General features: G+C 68.9%; 17 protein-coding genes. 9 read left to right on the top strand and 8 right to left on the bottom strand.

Annotation, left to right across the window (positions count from 1 at the left end):
* Nucleotides 1-29 precede the first annotated feature (29 nt).
* Nucleotides 30-611, top strand: a complete 582-nt coding sequence (gene pth / locus MIAR_RS12045) for an aminoacyl-tRNA hydrolase (protein WP_285636138.1) — start codon at nt 30-32, stop codon at nt 609-611.
* A gap of 22 nt (nt 612-633) precedes the next feature.
* Here pth and MIAR_RS12040 read toward each other — a convergent pair whose 3' ends face one another.
* From MIAR_RS12040 to sdhC, 8 genes are read right to left on the bottom strand one after another with little or no spacing between them, the layout of a single operon-like run.
* Nucleotides 634-1,176, bottom strand: a complete 543-nt coding sequence (locus MIAR_RS12040) for a hypothetical protein (protein WP_285636135.1) — start codon at nt 1,174-1,176, stop codon at nt 634-636.
* On the bottom strand, nt 1,173-2,183 hold the full coding sequence (gene trpS / locus MIAR_RS12035) for a tryptophan--tRNA ligase (protein WP_285636132.1): 1,011 nt from the start codon (nt 2,181-2,183) through the stop codon (nt 1,173-1,175). Before trpS ends, MIAR_RS12040 begins: the two co-directional genes overlap by 4 nt.
* A 16-nt stretch (nt 2,184-2,199) precedes the next feature.
* Nucleotides 2,200-3,093 (bottom strand): exodeoxyribonuclease III, encoded by an 894-nt coding sequence (locus MIAR_RS12030; RefSeq protein WP_285636129.1) that lies wholly within the window; start codon nt 3,091-3,093, stop codon nt 2,200-2,202.
* Nucleotides 3,094-3,102: 9 nt separating this feature from the next.
* Entirely contained in the window at nt 3,103-4,263 is a 1,161-nt protein-coding gene (locus tag MIAR_RS12025) for a YihY/virulence factor BrkB family protein (protein WP_285636126.1), read from the bottom strand.
* A gap of 17 nt (nt 4,264-4,280) precedes the next feature.
* Nucleotides 4,281-5,039 (bottom strand): succinate dehydrogenase iron-sulfur subunit, encoded by a 759-nt coding sequence (locus tag MIAR_RS12020; RefSeq protein WP_285636122.1) that lies wholly within the window; start codon nt 5,037-5,039, stop codon nt 4,281-4,283.
* Between the two features lie 2 nt (nt 5,040-5,041).
* Nucleotides 5,042-6,868 carry a succinate dehydrogenase flavoprotein subunit gene (sdhA, locus tag MIAR_RS12015; RefSeq protein WP_285636119.1) on the bottom strand — a complete coding sequence of 609 codons (1,827 nt, stop codon included), beginning with the start codon at nt 6,866-6,868 and terminating at the stop codon, nt 5,042-5,044.
* A 21-nt stretch (nt 6,869-6,889) separates the two neighbouring features.
* Nucleotides 6,890-7,342: a succinate dehydrogenase hydrophobic membrane anchor subunit gene (locus MIAR_RS12010; RefSeq protein WP_285636116.1), complete on the bottom strand. Its 453-nt coding sequence runs from the start codon at nt 7,340-7,342 to the stop codon at nt 6,890-6,892.
* On the bottom strand, nt 7,342-7,767 hold the full coding sequence (gene sdhC / locus MIAR_RS12005) for a succinate dehydrogenase, cytochrome b556 subunit (protein ID WP_285636113.1): 426 nt from the start codon (nt 7,765-7,767) through the stop codon (nt 7,342-7,344). Before sdhC ends, MIAR_RS12010 begins: the two co-directional genes overlap by 1 nt.
* Nucleotides 7,768-7,922: 155 nt before the next feature.
* On the opposite strand from sdhC, the gene MIAR_RS12000 reads away from it, so the two are divergent.
* The 8 genes from MIAR_RS12000 (at nt 7,923) to MIAR_RS11965 (ending at nt 17,482) form a co-directional block, all read left to right on the top strand.
* A complete protein-coding gene (locus tag MIAR_RS12000) occupies nt 7,923-9,035 on the top strand; it encodes a mannose-1-phosphate guanylyltransferase (RefSeq protein ID WP_285636110.1) in 1,113 nt (370 codons plus the stop codon).
* Nucleotides 9,036-9,194: 159 nt separating this feature from the next.
* Nucleotides 9,195-10,310, top strand: a complete 1,116-nt coding sequence (locus MIAR_RS11995) for a BMP family lipoprotein (protein WP_285636107.1) — start codon at nt 9,195-9,197, stop codon at nt 10,308-10,310.
* 82 nt (nt 10,311-10,392) lie between these two features.
* Nucleotides 10,393-11,919 carry an ABC transporter ATP-binding protein gene (locus tag MIAR_RS11990; RefSeq protein ID WP_285636104.1) on the top strand — a complete coding sequence of 509 codons (1,527 nt, stop codon included), beginning with the start codon at nt 10,393-10,395 and terminating at the stop codon, nt 11,917-11,919.
* Nucleotides 11,916-13,307, top strand: a complete 1,392-nt coding sequence (locus MIAR_RS11985; RefSeq protein ID WP_285636101.1) for an ABC transporter permease — start codon at nt 11,916-11,918, stop codon at nt 13,305-13,307. The genes MIAR_RS11990 and MIAR_RS11985 overlap by 4 nt, the downstream gene beginning before the upstream one ends.
* Nucleotides 13,304-14,581, top strand: coding sequence for an ABC transporter permease (locus MIAR_RS11980; protein ID WP_285636098.1), 1,278 nt, complete (start codon nt 13,304-13,306; stop codon nt 14,579-14,581). Before MIAR_RS11985 ends, MIAR_RS11980 begins: the two co-directional genes overlap by 4 nt.
* Nucleotides 14,582-14,638: 57 nt before the next feature.
* Entirely contained in the window at nt 14,639-15,058 is a 420-nt protein-coding gene (locus MIAR_RS11975; RefSeq protein ID WP_285638499.1) for a cytidine deaminase, read from the top strand.
* The gene (locus MIAR_RS11970) at nt 15,055-16,347 is read left to right on the top strand and encodes a thymidine phosphorylase (RefSeq protein ID WP_285636095.1); all 1,293 of its coding nucleotides are present in this window, start codon (nt 15,055-15,057) and stop codon (nt 16,345-16,347) included. The genes MIAR_RS11975 and MIAR_RS11970 overlap by 4 nt, the downstream gene beginning before the upstream one ends.
* Before the next feature lie 19 nt (nt 16,348-16,366).
* Nucleotides 16,367-17,482: an adenosine deaminase gene (locus MIAR_RS11965; RefSeq protein WP_285636092.1), complete on the top strand. Its 1,116-nt coding sequence runs from the start codon at nt 16,367-16,369 to the stop codon at nt 17,480-17,482.
* Nucleotides 17,483-17,489 lie beyond the last annotated feature (7 nt).

The raw sequence follows: 17,489 nt of genomic DNA, 5'->3' as shown, positions 1-17,489 counted from the left end.
CCTTCTTCATCCCTCGAGAGGAATCTGGCATGGCATCCACGTGGCTCATCGTCGGTCTCGGCAACCCGGGTCCGCGGTATGCGGCGACCCGCCACAACATCGGTCAGATGGTCGTGGACGAGCTCGCCGAGCGCCGGGGCGAGCGGTTCCGCGAGCACAAGGCGGGCGCTCGTGTCGTGGAGACCTGGCTGCGTCCCGGTGGCGACAAGCTCGTGCTCGCCAAGCTCAACTCGTTCATGAACGTCTCGGGCGCGCCGGTCGCGGCGCTCGCCCGCTTCTACTCGGTCGAGCCGGATCACGTCGTCGTGATCCACGATGAACTCGACATCCCCTTCGACAGCATCCGCCTGAAGACCGGCGGCGGGCACGGCGGCCACAACGGCGTCCGGGACATCGCCCGTGCTCTCGGCACGCCCGAGTTCCCGCGCGTCCGGGCCGGTATCGGGCGTCCGCCCGGTCGCCAGGACCCCGCGGACTGGGTGCTCGGGAACTTCGGATCGGTCGAGCAGAAGACGCTCCCGATCTTCCTCTCGGATGTCGCGGACGCCACCGAACTGCTCCTCGAGGAGGGCCTGCTCGCAGCGCAGCAGAAGCACCACGCTCGCGGCTGAGCGCGGCCCGGGCAGGTGGAGGTCAGCCCGCCGGCGGAACCGTTGCCATCCCGTTTCCGACGCCCAGCAGCACCGACGCCAGCAGGAAGAAGACGACGGGACCCAGCACGGCCAGGATCATGGCCGTGATCCCGGCGCCGCGCCCGCGACGGCGCACCGTCGCGACGATCCCGAGGGCGAGCGCGAGGATGCCGATGGCCGTCGCCGCCCAGAACAGGATCTCGACCCACAGCACCAGGGTGCGCACCGGCGTCAGCGCGGCCCACACGACGTCCCCCGTGACGGTGATCAGGGATTCCAGCGGCACCTGCATGCCGATCCGCACGGCGAGGATGCCCGCGACGATCGGCGCGACGACCACGGCGATCAGCGCCGCGACGAGCGCGAGCAGGCCCGTGCGCCGGCTCGCCGGGGGAGTGTCGGACGGCACGTCGTAGCCGCCGACGGGCATCTGATAGCCGCCCACCGGCACGCCGTACGCACCAGGGGGCGCGGCGGGCGGCGGAACGGGCACCGGCGGTGGGGGAACCTGACCGGACGGGACCGGCCCTGCTCCGTCGGTCACAGCACCCTCCGCAGCAGCCCGACCTTGTCGTAGACGTCGGCGAGGGTGGCGTTCGCGACCTCGTCGGCCTTCGCGGCGTTCACGGCCAGCAGCCGGTCGAGCTCAGCGGGGTCGTCGAGCAGCGCGTTCGCGCGCTCGCGGACGGGGCCGAACTCGTCGACCACGACCTCGGCGAGGCCCTTCTTGAAGTCTCCGTAGCCGCGGCCCGCGTACTCGTCCTCGATGGAGCCGACCTGGCGTCCGGTGAGGGCCGCGTAGATGGTGAGCAGGTTGGAGACGCCGGGCTTGTCCTCGCGGTCGTAGTGCACCGAGCCCTCGGCATCGGTCACCGCGCGCATGATCTTCTTCGCCGACTTCGCCGGGTCGTCGAGCAGCCACAGCACCCCGGCGTCGCTCTCCGCCGACTTCGACATCTTCGACGTCGGGTTCTGCAGGTCGTAGATGCGGGCGGTGTCCTTCTGGATCACGGCCTTCGGGATCGTGAACGTCTCGCCGAAGCGCTTGTTGAAGCGCTCCGCGAGATCGCGGGTCAGCTCGACGTGCTGCTTCTGGTCGTCGCCCACCGGGACCAGCTCGGTCTGGTACAGCAGGATGTCGGCGGCCATCAGCACCGGGTAGGTGAACAGGCCCACCGACGTGGAGTCGGTGCCGTAGCGCGCCGACTTGTCCTTGAACTGCGTCATGCGCCCGGCCTCGCCGAAGCCCGTGATGGTGCTGAGGATCCAGGCCAGCTCGGCGTGCGCGCGGACGTGCGACTGCACGTACAGAGTGGACTTCGACGGCTCGATGCCCGCGGCGATGTACTGCGCCGCGGTGCGACGGGTCTTCTCGCGGAGCTCGGCAGGGTCCTGCGGAACCGTGATCGCGTGCAGGTCGACGACCGAGAAGAAGGCGTCGAACGAGGACTGCATCTCACGCCACTGCAGGAGCGCCCCGATGTAGTTGCCGGCCTGGAGGGAGTCGGCGGAGGGCTGCATTCCGGAGTAGAGGCGTGGTTTCTGAGTCACCGTTCAATCCTAGGGTTCAGTACGTGTAGTCCACGATCACCGGTGCGTGGTCGCTCCACCGCTCGGCGTAGGTGGTGGCGCGCGCCACGGTGTATCCGGTGGCGCGGGCCGCCAGCGGGGGAGTGGCGAGGTGGTAGTCGATGCGCCATCCGCTGTCGTTGTCGAACGCCTGGCCTCGCATCGACCACCACGTGTACGGGCCGGCGACCTCGCCGTGAGCGGCGCGCCCGACGTCGACCCACCCGAGCCCCGTGCCTCCGGCCTCGGACGCGAAGGGGCGGGTGTCGCTGAGCTGCCCGACCATTCCGCGGCCGATGCCCTCCTGCCCAGTGACGGGCTCACCCGCCGCTCCGAGGAAGCGGTCGAAGTAGGCGCGCTCGCGGGCCAGGAAGCCGGACTTCTTGACGTTGCCCTTCCAGTTCAGGATGTCGAGCGGCCGATGGCCCACGTTGAGGTCGCCCGTGACGAGCGCGTGCGCGCCGTTCGCGCCGAGCTGCTCCATGCGCTCGCCCATCGCGTCGAGGAACTTCCACTTCTCGATCTGCTTCGGGGTGTCGGCCTCGCCCGAGTGCACGTAGGCGCTCACGACCGTCAGGGGCGTGCCGCCGAGATCGAAGTCGACCTCCAGCCAGCGACCTGCGGAGTCGAAGTCCTCGGCGCCCAGCGCCGTGCGGGATGCGAGCGCGGGCACCCGGCTGAGCACCGCGACGCCGGCCCGACCCTTCGCCGTGGCGACGTCGTGCAGCATCGACCAGTCGGGGAAGGCCTCCTGCAGGTGCTCGTCCTGACCGCGCACCTCCTGCAGCGTCAGCACGTCGACATCGGCGGCGTCGAGCCAGCCGCGCATGCCGTTGCGGACCGCCGCGCGGATCCCGTTGACGTTGACAGAGGCGATTCGCAGATGGGGCATGCATCCAGCCTAATGACGGGCGGGGACACTCCGTCCCGCTGCGCGCGTGCGGTGCGGCGCCTCCTGTCGCGAGGACGCGGTGAGCTCGGCCGCGGCGTCCTCCCACGCCTCCTGCGCCGCCACGAGGTCGGCTCGCGCGTCGCGCCGGCGCCACCAGCGCGACCGCGCCCAGGCCTCCTGCGCCTCGCGGAGCGCGCGTCGCGCCTCCTGCTCGCGGGCCACGACGAGCAGGTGCGCGGCCGCGGCGGCATCCGGCTGCTCGAGGGGTTCGCCGCGATCGGAAGCGCTCACCGCGATCCACGTCGCGGAGATCAGGATCACCGCCGCGACCAGCCGGCACCACAGCAGCAGCGCGACCATCACCGCGAACGTGGCCAGCAGCGGGTTGCCGGGGGAGTGGGCGAAGAGCAGGCCGATGCCGAGCTGCAGCACCGCGACCGTCATCCCTCCCGCGGTCGCCCCTGGCCAGATGGTGCGCCAGTGGATGGTGGTGCCGGTCAGGAAGCGGACGAGCAGGGCGATGGCCGCCGCGTCGATCGCGATGATGACGAGCACGGATCCCGCCGACACCGTGCCCCGGATCGCCCCGTTGGGAAGGTCCCAGCCGAGCAGCTCGAGCAGCTGGGTGAGAGCCCACACGCCGAAGACGCTGAGCACGGCGCCCACGATCAGGGCCGCACCGAAGAAGAACGCGCCGAGCGCATCGCGCAGCTTGAGCACCACGAAGCTGCGGGTGTCGAAGGGCAACCCGAACACGTCGCGAACGGCCCGGCGGGTGAACGTGACGGCGCCGACAGCGGTCCAGATCGCCACGCCGATCGCGATCAGACCCGTGGCCGCGAACGCCGTGCCCGCATCCTGGACGATCTCGCGCACCTGGTCGGGCGCGGCGATGCCGTGCTCGCCGATGATGCCGGGCAGATAGCTGTTCGCGACCGTGATCAGAGCGTCCACGGCCGAATCGCTGCCTCCCAGCCAGACGCCCACCGAGGCGAAGCCCACGAAGAGGAGTGCGAACAGCGCGAACAGGCCCTGGTACGCCATGCCCGCCGAGAGTAGGAAGCCGTTCCGTCGCAGGAAGCGCCGCCAGACGCGCACCGGGAACAGTGCGGCGGCTCTGCGGGCGAGAACAGCAGCGCGCCCGGCTGAGTGACTCAGTCGGGCGCGCATGGCTGTGCTCTGGTCTATCAGCGGCCGCCGCGCAGGACGGCCTGCTTGACCTCGGCGATCGCCTTGGTGACCTCGATGCCGCGGGGGCACGCCTCGGTGCAGTTGAAGGTCGTGCGGCAGCGCCACACGCCCTCCTTGTCGTTGAGGATGTCCAGGCGCACGTCGGCCGCGTCATCGCGCGAGTCGAAGATGAAGCGGTGCGCGTTCACGATCGCGGCCGGACCGAAGTACTGCCCGTCGGTCCAGAACACCGGGCACGACGACGTGCACGCCGCGCACAGGATGCACTTGGTGGTGTCGTCGAAGATCTCGCGGTCGGCGATCGTCTGGATGCGCTCCTTGTCCTTCGGGGGAGCGGAGTTGGCGATCAGGAACGGCTGCACCTCGCGGTAGGAGGCGAAGAACGGCTCCATGTCGACGATGAGGTCCTTCTCCAGCGGCAGACCCTTGATGGCCTCGACGTAGATCGGCTTCGAGATGTCGAGGTCCTTGATCAGCGTCTTGCAGGCCAGGCGGTTGCGGCCGTTGATGCGCATGGCATCCGATCCGCACACGCCGTGCGCGCACGAGCGGCGGAAGGCCAGGGAGCCGTCCACCTCCCACTTGATCTTGTGCAGGGCGTCCAGCACGCGGTCGGTCGAGTACAGCTCGACGTCGTAGTCCACCCAGTGCGGCTCGGCGTCCTTCTCGGGGTCGAAGCGGCGCACGATGAACGTGACGAGGAAGGACTGCACACCCGAATCGTTTGCAGGAGCCTCTGCGACGGCGTTCGACATGCTCAGTACTTCCTCTCCATCGGCGGGTAGTTCAACTCGCCCTTCTCGTTCTTGGTGAAGACCACGGGCTTCCAGTCCAGACGGATGTGGTCGGCCGGCGTCGACGAGTGGGGGTCGCCGGTCAGGTACGCCATGGTGTGCTTCATGTAGTTCTCGTCGTCGCGCTTCGGGAAGTCGTCGCGCATGTGACCGCCGCGGCTCTCCTCGCGGTTCTGCGCGGCGTAGACGACGACCTCGGCGATGTCGAGCAGGAAGCCGAGCTCGACCGCCTCGAGCAGGTCGGTGTTGAACCGGCGGCCCTTGTCGTCGACGTGCACGTTCTTGTAGCGCTCGCGCAGCTCCTTGATCACGCCCAGGACGTGCTCGAGCGACTCGTGCGTGCGGAACACCTGCGCGCCCTTGTCCATCTCGTCCTGCAGCTTCTTGCGCAGCACGGCGATGCGCTCGGTGCCCTGGTTGTTGCGCAGGCCGTCGACCATGTCCTTGACGAAGCCGGCAGGGTTCTCCGGCAGCGGCACGAACTCGGCCGTCTTCACGTACTCGACGGCGTTGCGTCCTGCGCGCTTGCCGAACACGTTGATGTCCAGCAGCGAGTTGGTGCCGAGGCGGTTGGAGCCGTGCACCGAGACGCACGCGCACTCGCCGGCGGCGTACAGGCCGGGGACCGTGGTGGTGTTGTCCGCGAGGACCTCGGCGTTGTTGTTGGTGGGGATGCCGCCCATCGCGTAGTGCGCGGTCGGCATGACGGGCACCGGCTCGACGACCGGGTCGACGCCGAGGTAGGTGCGCGCGAACTCGGTGATGTCCGGGAGCTTGGTCTCCAGCACCTCGGCGCCCAGGTGGGTGCAGTCCAGCAGCACGTAGTCCTTGTGGGGTCCGGCACCGCGGCCCTCGAGCACCTCCTGGACCATGCTGCGCGCGACGATGTCGCGGGGGGCGAGGTCCTTGATGGTGGGGGCGTAGCGCTCCATGAAGCGCTCGCCCGAGGCGTTGCGTAGGATCGCGCCCTCGCCGCGGGCGCCCTCGGTCAGCAGGATGCCGAGACCGGCGAGACCGGTCGGGTGGAACTGGAAGAACTCCAGGTCCTCCAGCGGCAGGCCCTTGCGCCACACGATGCCGACGCCGTCACCGGTGAGGGTGTGCGCGTTGGAGGTGGTCTTGAAGATCTTGCCGAAGCCACCGGTCGCGAAGATGATCGCCTTCGAGTGGAAGACGTGCAGCTCGCCGGTGGCCAGGTCGTATGCCACCACGCCGGCGACCTGGGTGGCGCCCGCGTCGTCCTTGACCGTGATCAGGTCGAGCACGTAGAACTCGTTGAAGAAGTTGATGCCGAGCTTGACGCAGTTCTGGAACAGCGTCTGCAGGATCATGTGACCGGTGCGGTCGGCCGCGTAGCAGGCGCGGCGCACGGCCGCCTTGCCGTGCTCGGAGGTGTGACCGCCGAAGCGGCGCTGGTCGATCTTGCCCTCCGGCGTGCGGTTGAACGGCAGACCCATGTTCTCCAGGTCGATGACCGCGTCGATGGCCTCCTTGGCGAGGATCTCAGCGGCGTCCTGGTCGACGAGGTAGTCGCCGCCCTTGACCGTGTCGTAGGTGTGCCACTCCCAGTTGTCCTCCTCGACGTTGGCGAGCGCCGCAGCCATGCCGCCCTGCGCAGCACCCGTGTGCGAGCGCGTGGGGTACAGCTTGGAGATCACCGCGGTGCGGGCGCCGGGCCCCGCCTCGATCGCCGCTCGCATGCCCGCGCCGCCGGCGCCGACGATGACGATGTCGAACTCGTGGTAGTGGATGCCATCGCGGACGACGGACTCGGACGTCTGAGTAGTCACTGTGTGTTCTGCCTTCTCGTCTTACTTGCCCAGGGCCTGGCAGGTCTCCCACATGGCGCCGTTCTCGAGCACGCCGTTGCAGGGGTCGAACGTGAACACCACGAGGGTGCCCAGGATGATCAGGAGCGCCGCGGCCAGGCCGAGGGCCCACACCAGCGCCTTGCGTGCGCCCGCGTGGGTGACGTAGTCGTTCACGATCGTGCGCATGCCGTTGGAGCCGTGGATCAGCGCGAGCCAGAGCATCAGCACGTCCCACCACTGCCAGAAGGGAGTGGCGTACTTGCCGGCGACGAAGGCGAAGTCGATGGCGTGGATACCGCCGCCGACCATGAGGTTCACGAAGAGGTGACCGAAGATCAGCACGATCAGGAGCACGCCGGACCCGCGCATGAACAGCCAGCCGACCTTCTCCAGGTTCATCTTGCGCTGGCGGCGCGCGGCGACGGGGGCGGAAGCGACAGTCTGCGTGGCCATCAGTGAGCCCCTCCGAACGCGAGCATCAGGTGACGAGAGGCGAAGCCGGCCATGAGCACGGCCCACACGCCGATGACGATCCAGAACATCTGGCGCTGGTACTTCGCGCCCTTGGACCAGAAGTCCACCAGGATGATGCGGAGGCCGTTCATCGCGTGGAACACGATGCCCGCGACCAGCACGATCTCGCCGAAGGTCATGATCGGGATCTTGTAGGTGCCGATGACCGCGTTGTACGCCTCGGGCGAGACGCGGATCAGCGCCGTGTCCAGCACGTGCACCAGCAGGAAGAAGAAGATGGCGACTCCGGTGATGCGGTGCAGCACCCAGGACCACATTCCCTCGCGACCCCGGTACAGGGTTCCGCGAGGAGACTTCGAGGTGGTTTCCGATATCGACGGTGTCAAGCGTGTGCTCGTGGACACGTCGTCCTCCCTGCTCGATCGAGACGTCGGGTCCGTGCATCCGGGCACGCCCGACCTCGACCATCCTATTCCTGTCAGAACGCTGGGTGCGACGAAGGGGACCCTTAGCGCGTCCTCCGACGGGGATCACAGCGGGCCCCGATAGGTTGGTGCGCATGGGGCGAATCGACGACTTCCACGCAGTGATCCCGGCAGGCGGCATCGGCAGCAGGCTGTGGCCGCTGTCCAGGGCCGACGCCCCGAAGTTCCTGCACGACCTGACCGGATCCGGGCACTCGCTGCTGCGCGACACCTGGGATCGGCTGGAGCCTCTCGCGGGTCCCGACCGGATCGCCGTGGTCACGGGTCGTGCGCATCGCGCGGCGGTGGAGGACCAGCTCCCGGGCATCCCGGACGCCAACGTGCTGCTCGAGTCCGAGCCACGCGAGTCCGCGGCCGCGATCGGCCTGGCCGCGGCGGTGCTGCACCGCCGGAACCCGGATGTCATCATCGGCTCGTTCAGCGCCGACCACGTCATCCGCGGCACCCAGGTGTTCGAGTGGGCGGTGCAGCAGGCCGTGCAGGTGGCGCGGCAGGACTACATCGTCACGATCGGCATCCCGCCCACCGAGCCCTCGGTCGGCTTCGGGTACATCAAGCGCGCCGAGGAGATCGTCGTCGACGGCGCCCCCGAGGCCACCCTCGTCGAGCGGTTCGTCGAGAAGCCCGACCTCGCGACCGCGAAGGAGTACGTCGCGGATCGCGACTACCTGTGGAACGCCGGCATGTTCATCTCCAAGGCGAGCGTGCTGCTGGACGAGCTCGCCGTGAACGAGCCCGAGCTGCACGCCGGACTGCTCGAGCTCGCCGAGGCGTGGGACGACCGCGACCGCCGCGGACCCGCCGTGGACCGCATCTGGCCGCGGCTGAAGAAGATCGCGATCGACTACGCGGTCGCCGAGCCCGCCGCCGCGCGCGGCCGGCTCGCCGTGATCCCGGGCCATTTCGACTGGGACGACGTGGGCGACTTCGCCTCGCTGACCAAGCTGATCACGCACGGACGCAAGAACGACCTGGCCGTGCTGGGCCCGAAGGCGCGGGTGCTGTCGGACGCGGCCAGCGGCATCCTGGTCAGCCAGACCTCACGGGTGATCAGCCTGGTCGGGGTCAAGGACATCGTGGTGGTGGACACTCCGGATGCCCTGCTGGTCACGACCGTCGAGCACGCGCAGCGCGTGAAGGGCGTCGTGGAGTCGCTCAAGCTCACCGGTCGCGGCGACGTGCTCTGACCCCTCCGTGGCTGTCCGCCAAGCGGATCGCGGAGTTCGCATTGCGGATTTGTAACCTTTCGCCAGCACATCCCTGGCGAGTGGTGCGCAGAAGCGTAACCGTGGGTAATTTAGATCGATCCGCGATGTCCGCGGGACAGATCTCAGGGGAGGCAAAGAGTGCCCATCTCTACGACCAAGAAGATGCTCGGGGCGGCCCTCGCCACCGGCGTCATCCTCGCTCTCGCCGGCTGCGGCCAGGCGCCGACCGACACGAAGCCCGGCGACAAGCCCGCCGCCAGCAACTTCAAGCCCTGCATCATCTCGGATGACGGCGGCTGGAACGACCGCTCGTTCAACCAGTCGGCCAAGGAGGGTCTGGACAAGATCGTCAAGGAGCTCGGCGTCAAGTCCGTCGAGCTGCAGTCCGACTCGGCCGACCAGTACGGTCCGAACCTCGAGCAGGCGATCAGCCAGGGCTGCAACTACATCGTCACGGTCGGCTTCAAGCTGTCCGCCGACACCATCAAGTCGGCCAAGGCCAACCCGAAGGTCAACTACGCGATCATCGACGACCTCGCCGACGGCGACAGCGACGGCAAGCCGGACGCTCCGAACATCAAGCCCCTGCTGTTCGACACGGTGCAGGCCGCGTACCTCGGCGGATACGCCGCGGCATCCTGGTCGCACGAGGCCGGCGTCGACAAGGTCGGCACCTTCGGCGGTCTGCAGATCCCGCCGGTGACGATCTTCATGGACGGCTTCGTCCAGGGCGTCGCCAAGTACAACGAGGACAAGGGCACCGACGTCAAGTCGGTCGGCTGGGACGCCGACACCCAGAAGGGTCAGATGACGGGCGGCTTCGCGGCCAACGACACCGCCAAGCAGACCGCTCAGTCGATCCTCGACCAGGGCGTCGACGTGCTGCTGCCGGTCGGCGGCCCGATCTACCAGTCGGCTGCCGCTGCCATCACCGCGCAGAACAAGGGCACGCTGCTCATGGGCGTCGACTCCGACCTGGCCGTCTCCGACTCCTCGGTCGCGGACATCACGCTGGTCTCTATCCAGAAGAAGATCGGCGAGGCCGTGTACTCGGCCGTCAAGGACGCCTCCTCCGGCAAGGTCGACACCACGCCCTACATCGGCACGCTGGAGAACGGAGGCGTCGGCCTGTCGTCCTTCCACGACTTCGAGTCGAAGCTGCCGGCAGGCCTCACCGATGAGCTGAAGGCGCTGCAGGAGAAGATCATCTCCGGCGACATCAAGGTCACCTCGGTCTCGTCGCCGAAGGCCTGACGAAACCACCCAGATGCGGCCGGACGGCTGGACCGTCCGGCCGCATCTGTCATGCCACGCAAGTCCTGAGTAGGGTGCAGATATGAAGCTCGAGCTCCGCGGAATCACCAAGCGATTCGGCAGTCTCGTCGCCAACGACCACATCGATCTGGTGGTCCAGCCGGGGGAGATCCACGCTCTCCTCGGCGAGAACGGCGCAGGCAAGTCCACGCTCATGAACGTCCTGTACGGGCTGTACCAGCCCGATGAGGGCGAGATCCTGCTGGACGACGCCGTCCAGCACTTCGCCGGCCCTGGAGACGCCATGGCGGCCGGCATCGGCATGGTGCACCAGCACTTCATGCTGATCCCCGTGTTCACGGTCGCCGAGAACGTGATGCTCGGTCATGAGCGCGCCAGGCGCGCCGGCGGCCTCGACACCGGCATCCTCGACATCGCCGAGGCCAGGCAGCACGTCCGCGACGTCGCGGCGCGCTTCGGTTTCGACATCGATCCGGATGCCGTGGTCGAAGACCTCCCCGTGGGCGTGCAGCAGCGGGTCGAGATCATCAAGGCGCTCTCCCGCAACGCCAAGGTCCTCGTCTTCGACGAGCCCACCGCGGTGCTGACCCCGCAGGAGACGGATGAGCTGATGGGCATCATGCGTCAGCTTCGCGATGAGGGCACGGCGATCGTCTTCATCACCCACAAGCTGCGCGAGGTGCGCGAGGTGGCCGACCGGATCACGATCGTGCGTCTGGGCAAGATCGTCGGCGACGCGCTGCCGACGGCGTCCAACACCGAGCTCGCCTCGATGATGGTCGGACGCGCCGTGGAGCTGACCGTGCACAAGAACCCGCCGCAGGTGAAGGAGTCCGGCGGGCTCGAGGTGCGTGATCTCACCGTCGCGCTGCCCTCCGGCCAGCTGGCCGTGGACGGCGTGAGCTTCGACGTGCGCCCCGGCGAGGTGCTCGCCATCGCCGGCGTGCAGGGCAACGGTCAGACCGAGCTCGTCGAGGCGCTCGTGGGCCTGCAGACGAAGGGCGTCAGCGGGTCGGCCACGCTGAACGGCAGCGAGCTGCTCGGCAGCTCGGTGCGCAAGGTGCTCGACGAGGGGGTCGGGTTCGTCCCCGAGGACCGCACCGTCGACGGCCTTGTCGGATCCTTCTCGGTCGCCGAGAACCTCATGCTCGACCGCTCCTCGGACGGCGCGTTCGTGACCGGCGGCACGATCAGTCGCAGCCGGCTGGACGAGTTCGCCCGCGACCGCATCACCGAGTACGACATCCGCACCCAGGGTCCGCAGACCCCGGCCGGCGCACTCTCCGGCGGCAACCAGCAGAAGGTGGTCATCGCGCGCGAGCTGAGCCGCGAGCTGACGCTGCTGATCGCATCCCAGCCGACTCGAGGAGTCGATGTCGGCTCCATCGAATTCATCCACAAGCGGATCGTCGAGACCCGCGACTCCGGCATCCCCGTGGTCGTCGTCTCGACCGAGCTCGACGAGGTCGCCGCTCTGGCGGACAAGATCGCGGTGATGTACCGCGGCCGGATCATGGACATCGTCCCGGCCACGACCCCCCGCGACGTGCTCGGCCTGCTGATGGCCGGAGAGAAGGACGCAGCATGAGCGACCAGACCCCCCGTCCCGACCGCGTGCCCTCGGGGCCGACGGCGGCACCCGAGGCCGTCGCGGCGGAGAAGGGCATCAGTTCGGGTGCCGCGGATGCGGCGGCCGCGCAGATCGCGCAGCCCGGACCCGGCGAGCACCCCAAGCAGCCCGAGCCGCGCTCGGCGGTCTTCATGCGAGAGCTGATGCGCGGCAGCGTCGTGACGACGATCCTCGCGATCGTCGCCGGCTTCGTGATCGGCGGCATCCTGATCGTCGTCACCAACACCGACGTGCAGGCCGCCGCGGGCTACTTCTTCCAGCGGCCGTCCGACACGTTCGCCGCGATCTGGCAGGCGCTCTCCGGAGGCTACGGGGCCCTGTTCCAGGGCTCGATCGTCAACTTCAACGCCACCGACTTCGCCGGCTTCATCATGCCGCTGACGAACACGCTGAAGTTCGCCGCGCCGCTGATCATGGCGGGTCTCGGCGTCGGTCTCGCATTCCGCGTGGGCCTGTTCAACATCGGCGGTCAGGGTCAGATCCTCATCGCGGGCGCGTTCGCGGGCTTCCTGTCCTACCAGCTGCCCTTCGACATGCCCATGTGGCTGCACATCCCTTACTCGATCGTCATCGGCATGATCGGAGGCGCGATCTGGGCGGGCATCGCCGGACTGCTCAAGGCGCGCACCGGCGCGCACGAGGTCATCCTGACGATCATGCTGAACTGGATCGCGCTGTACCTGATCGGGTACCTGGTGCGCACACCCGGGCTGCAGAAGCCCGGCTCCAACCAGTCGCAGTCGGTCCCGACGCCGGAGTCGGCGCAGTTCCCGCCGCTGCTCGGCCCGCAGTTCCCGGGCCTCACCGTCGGCTTCCTGGTGGCCATACTGCTCGCCATCGCCGTCTGGTGGCTGATGGAGCGGTCCGGTCTCGGATTCCGGATGCGCGCGGTCGGCGAGAACCCCAGTGCCGCACGCTCCGCCGGCATCAGCGTCGAGCGGATGTACACCTACGCGATGATCTTCGCGGGTGCGCTCGCCGGAGCCGCCGGCATCAACCAGATCAGCACCGCGACCGTGGACGGCTTCGACAGCACCTTCGACTCCGGGATCGGCTTCGACGCGATCACGGTCGCCCTGCTTGGACGCAGCCGCGCCGGCGGCATCTTCGCCGCGGGTCTGCTCTTCGGAGCGCTGAAGGCCGGTTCGTTCGCGATGTCCGGCCAGGGCATCCCGAAGGAGATCGTGGTCGTCGTGCAGTCGATCATCGTGCTGTTCATCGCCGCGCCGCCGCTGGTGCGCTCGATGTTCTTCCTGCCCAAGAGCGAGGCCGAGCGCGCCGCGAAGGCGAAGGCGAAGGCAGACAAGAAGGCCGCCCGCGCGGCCGCGAAGGAGGTGGCGGCATGACCGCGATCGCCGAGGCGCCCGTGGCCCGCACCGTGGTCACGCCCGTCGCCAAGCGACTGCCGATCAGCCTGAGCGTGGCCACCGTGCTGCTGCTCGCGCTGTTCCTGCTCGCCCCGCGTCACGGCACGGCCGTGTTCCGTCTCGACGACGGCACGACCGCGCTGAAGATCCCCGACCAGAGCGTCTCCGCCGACCTGGTGGTCGTCCTGATCTCGATCCTGCTGGTGCTCCTGAGCGCCTGGTCGTGGATCGCGGCCGTCCGCCGCATCCGCGCCGGCGCATGGGTGCCGATCGTGTTCGCGATCCTCGGCGTGTTCGCCTTCGTCACCTGGGCGGCGGCGGATGCGAACGGCCGGGTGCCCGTGGTGAACATGCTCTACGGTGCGATCTCGCTCGCGGTGCCGCTCGCGTTCGGCGCCCTCGGCGGTGTCGTGGGCGAGCGCGCCGGTGTCGTCAACGTGGCGATCGAGGGACAGCTGCTGCTCGGCGCCTTCCTCGGCGCCGTGTTCGGCACGCTCGCGCACAACCCGCTGTTCGGTCTGGTGGGCGCGATCATCGGCGGCATGCTGGTGGCGTTCGTGCTCGCGGCGTTCGCGATCAAGTACCTGGTGGAGCAGGTGATCGTCGGCGTGGTGCTGAACGTGCTGGTCAGCGGTCTGACCACGTTCCTGTTCACGATCCTGCTGGTCCCCAACTCCGACACCCTGAACACGACGCCGCAGTTCGGCAAGATCAAGATCCCGCTGCTCAGCGAGATCCCCGTGCTCGGCCCGGTGCTCTTCAACCAGAACCTGATCGTGTACCTGCTCTACATCGCGGTGCCGGTCGTGGCCTTCGGCCTGTACCGCACCCGCTGGGGACTGCGGCTGCGCGCGGTCGGCGAGTACCCGCGCGCAGCCGACACGGTCGGTATCAAGGTGAATCCCACCCGGTTCTGGAACCTGATGCTCGCCGGCGCTCTCGCCGGCATCGGCGGTGCGTACTTCACCCTGGTGTCGGTGCCGCACTTCAACCGCGACATGACCAACGGCGCGGGCTTCATCGCGCTGGCCGCCGTCATCTTCGGCCGCTGGGACCCGGTGCGCGCCACGCTCGCCGCGCTCCTGTTCGGCTTCGCGACCAACCTGCAGAACACGTTCGGCGCCATCGGCACGCCGGTCCCCGGCGAGTTCCTGCTGATGCTGCCGTACGTCGTCACGCTGATCGCCGTGGTCGGCTTCGTTGGCCAGATCAAGGCCCCCGCGGCCGACGGCAAGCCGTACATCAAATCCTGACGGCACGCCGTACATCGAGCACACGCCGTACATCGAGCACACGCCGTACATCGAGCACTGAGGAGCTGTGAAGAAGTCATGACGGACATCGACTGGGACGACCTGCGTCAGGTCGCGACCGAAGCGATGCAGAAGGCGTACGCGCCGTACTCGCGGTACCGGGTGGGCGCTGCGGCGCTCGTCGACGACGGGCGCGTGGTCGCCGGATGCAACGTCGAGAACGCCTCCTACGGCGTCACCCTGTGCGCGGAGTGCGCGCTGGTCGGCGATCTGCACATGTCCGGCGGCGGCAAGCTCGTGGCCTTCGTCTGCGTGAACAACGACGGGCAGACCATCATGCCGTGCGGTCGCTGCCGGCAGCTGCTGTCCGAGCACGCGAGCCCGGAGATGCTGCTGGAGACGGTCTCCGGCATCCGCACGATCGACGAGGTGCTGCCCGACCGGTTCGGTCCCGCCGATCTGGAGATCGTCCGATGAGCGTCGAGCCGTTCGATGCCGTCGACGTCATCCGCACCAAGCGCGATGGCGGCGCGGTGGCCGAGGCGCCGCTGCGCTGGATGATCGACGCGTACACCCGCGGCTACGTGTCGGACGCCCAGATGGCCTCGTTCGCGATGGCCGTGCTGCAGCGCGGCATGGAGCGCGACGAGATCCGCGTGATGACCGACGCGATGATCGCGACGGGGGAGCGGATGAGCTTCGCCGACCTCGGCAAGCGCACTGTCGACAAGCACTCGACCGGTGGCGTGGGCGACAAGATCACGCTTCCGCTGGCGCCCCTGGTGGCATCCTTCGGGGTGGCCGTGCCGCAACTGAGTGGACGCGGCCTGGGGCACACCGGCGGCACGCTCGACAAGCTCGAGTCGATCCCCGGCTGGCGTGCTGCGCTGAGCAACGAGGAGATGTTCGCCCAGATGAAGGGCGACGTCGGGGCGGTCATCTGCGCGGCGGGCTCCGGTCTCGCTCCCGCGGACAAGAAGCTGTACGCGCTGCGCGACGTCACCGGCACCGTCGAGGCGATCCCGCTGATCGCCTCGAGCATCATGTCGAAGAAGATCGCCGAGGGCACGGATGCCCTGGTGCTGGACGTGAAGTTCGGCAACGGCGCGTTCATGCAGGACATCGACCGCGCCCGCGAGCTCGCCCGCACGATGGTCGCCCTCGGCACGGATTCGGGCGTGGCCACCACGGCTCTGCTGACCGACATGAACACCCCGCTGGGCCTCGCGATCGGCAACGCGAACGAGGTGCGCGAATCGGTGGAGGTGCTCGCCGGCGGCGGCCCCGCCGACGTGCGCGAGCTGACGCTCGCCCTGGCCAGGGAGATGCTCGCCCTGGCGGGACAGCCGGATGCCGACGTGGAGAAGGCCCTCGACGACGGACGCGCCATGGACTCGTGGAACGCGATGATCCGCGCGCAGGACGGGGATCCCGACGCAGCGCTGCCCACCGCGCGTGAGACCCATGTGGTCCGCGCCGCCGTCGAGGGCGTCGTGACCCGGATGGACGCGCTGCCCTTCGGCATCGCGGCCTGGCGTCTGGGCGCGGGCCGCGCCCGCGCGGAGGACCCGGTGATCCACGCCGCCGGCATCGATCTGGCCGTCAAGCCCGGAGACCGGGTGACCGCGGGGCAGACCCTGTTCACGCTCTCGGCCGACGATGACGCCCGTTTCGCCCGCGCGCTGCAGGCGCTCGACGGCGCCTACGAGGTCGGCCAGTCGGCTCCCGCCCCGCAGCCCATCGTGCGCGAGCGCATCACTGCCTGACCCTCACGGAGAGATCTCGATGACCATCGACCAGAACGGCGATCTGACGGTTCAGGGCCGGTCCCTGCGCGGACTGCCTAAGGTGTCGCTGCACGACCACCTCGACGGGGGCGTGCGCATCGGCACCATCCTCGAACTCGCGGACGAGGCGGGCGTCGCGGCTCCCGCTCCCGACGCCAAGGGGCTGCGGCGCTGGTTCGACCAGCAGTGCGGCACGGGCTCGCTTCCGCAGTACCTGAAGACCTTCGATCTGGTCACCTCGGTGCTGCAGACCGAGCGCGCCCTGACGCGGGTCGCACGGGAGTTCGTCGCCGATCTCGCAGCGGACGGCGTCGTGTACGGCGAGGTGCGCTGGGCCCCTGAGCAGCACCTGGCAGGGGGACTGAGCCTGGACGCCGCCGTGCAGGCGGTGCAGGCCGGCATCGAGCAGGGCGAGGACGATGCGGATGCCGCAGGCCGCAGCATCCGCGTCGGCCAGATCCTGTCCGCCATGCGGCAGGAGGGTCGGACCCGTGAGATCGCGGAGCTGGCGGTGCGCTTCCGCGAGCGCGGCGTCGTCGCCTTCGACATCGCCGGTCCGGAGGACGGGTTCCCCGCGTCGCGTCACCGCGAGGCGTTCGACTACCTGGCATCCGAGTTCATGCCGATCACGGTGCACGCCGGTGAGGCGGCGGGGCCCGGTTCCATCCGCTCCGCGCTCATCGACGGGCGCGCGCTGCGGCTGGGCCACGGAGTGCGCATCGCGGAGGATCTGCAGATCATCGAGCGTGAGGGCGACGACGTGCAGGTGCAGTTCGGCGATCTGGCGCGCTGGGTGCGCGACCGCGAGATCCCGCTGGAGCTCTCGCCCTCGTCGAACCTGCAGACCGGCGCGATCGCACCGTGGGGCGACGAGTTCGCCGACCACCCCTTCGACCTGCTGTACCAGCTGGGCTTCTCCGTGACGGTCAACACCGACAACCGCACGATGAGCGGCACCTCGCTCACGCGCGAGCTGGCGCTCCTCGTCGACGCGTTCGACTACGACCTGGACGATCTGGAGGAGTTCCAGTTCAACGCCGCTTCCGCCGCCTTCCTCCCGGTGGAGGAGCGCGAGGAGCTGGTGGAGATGATCGGCGAGGGCTTCGAGCGCTGAGCGCGGC

It is taken from the genome of Microbacterium arabinogalactanolyticum (genome assembly GCF_030268005.1).
GTDB classification, from domain to species: domain Bacteria; phylum Actinomycetota; class Actinomycetes; order Actinomycetales; family Microbacteriaceae; genus Microbacterium; species Microbacterium arabinogalactanolyticum.
Note: the sequence above shows the minus strand (reverse complement) of the source record. Positions and strands in the feature narration are given on the sequence as shown.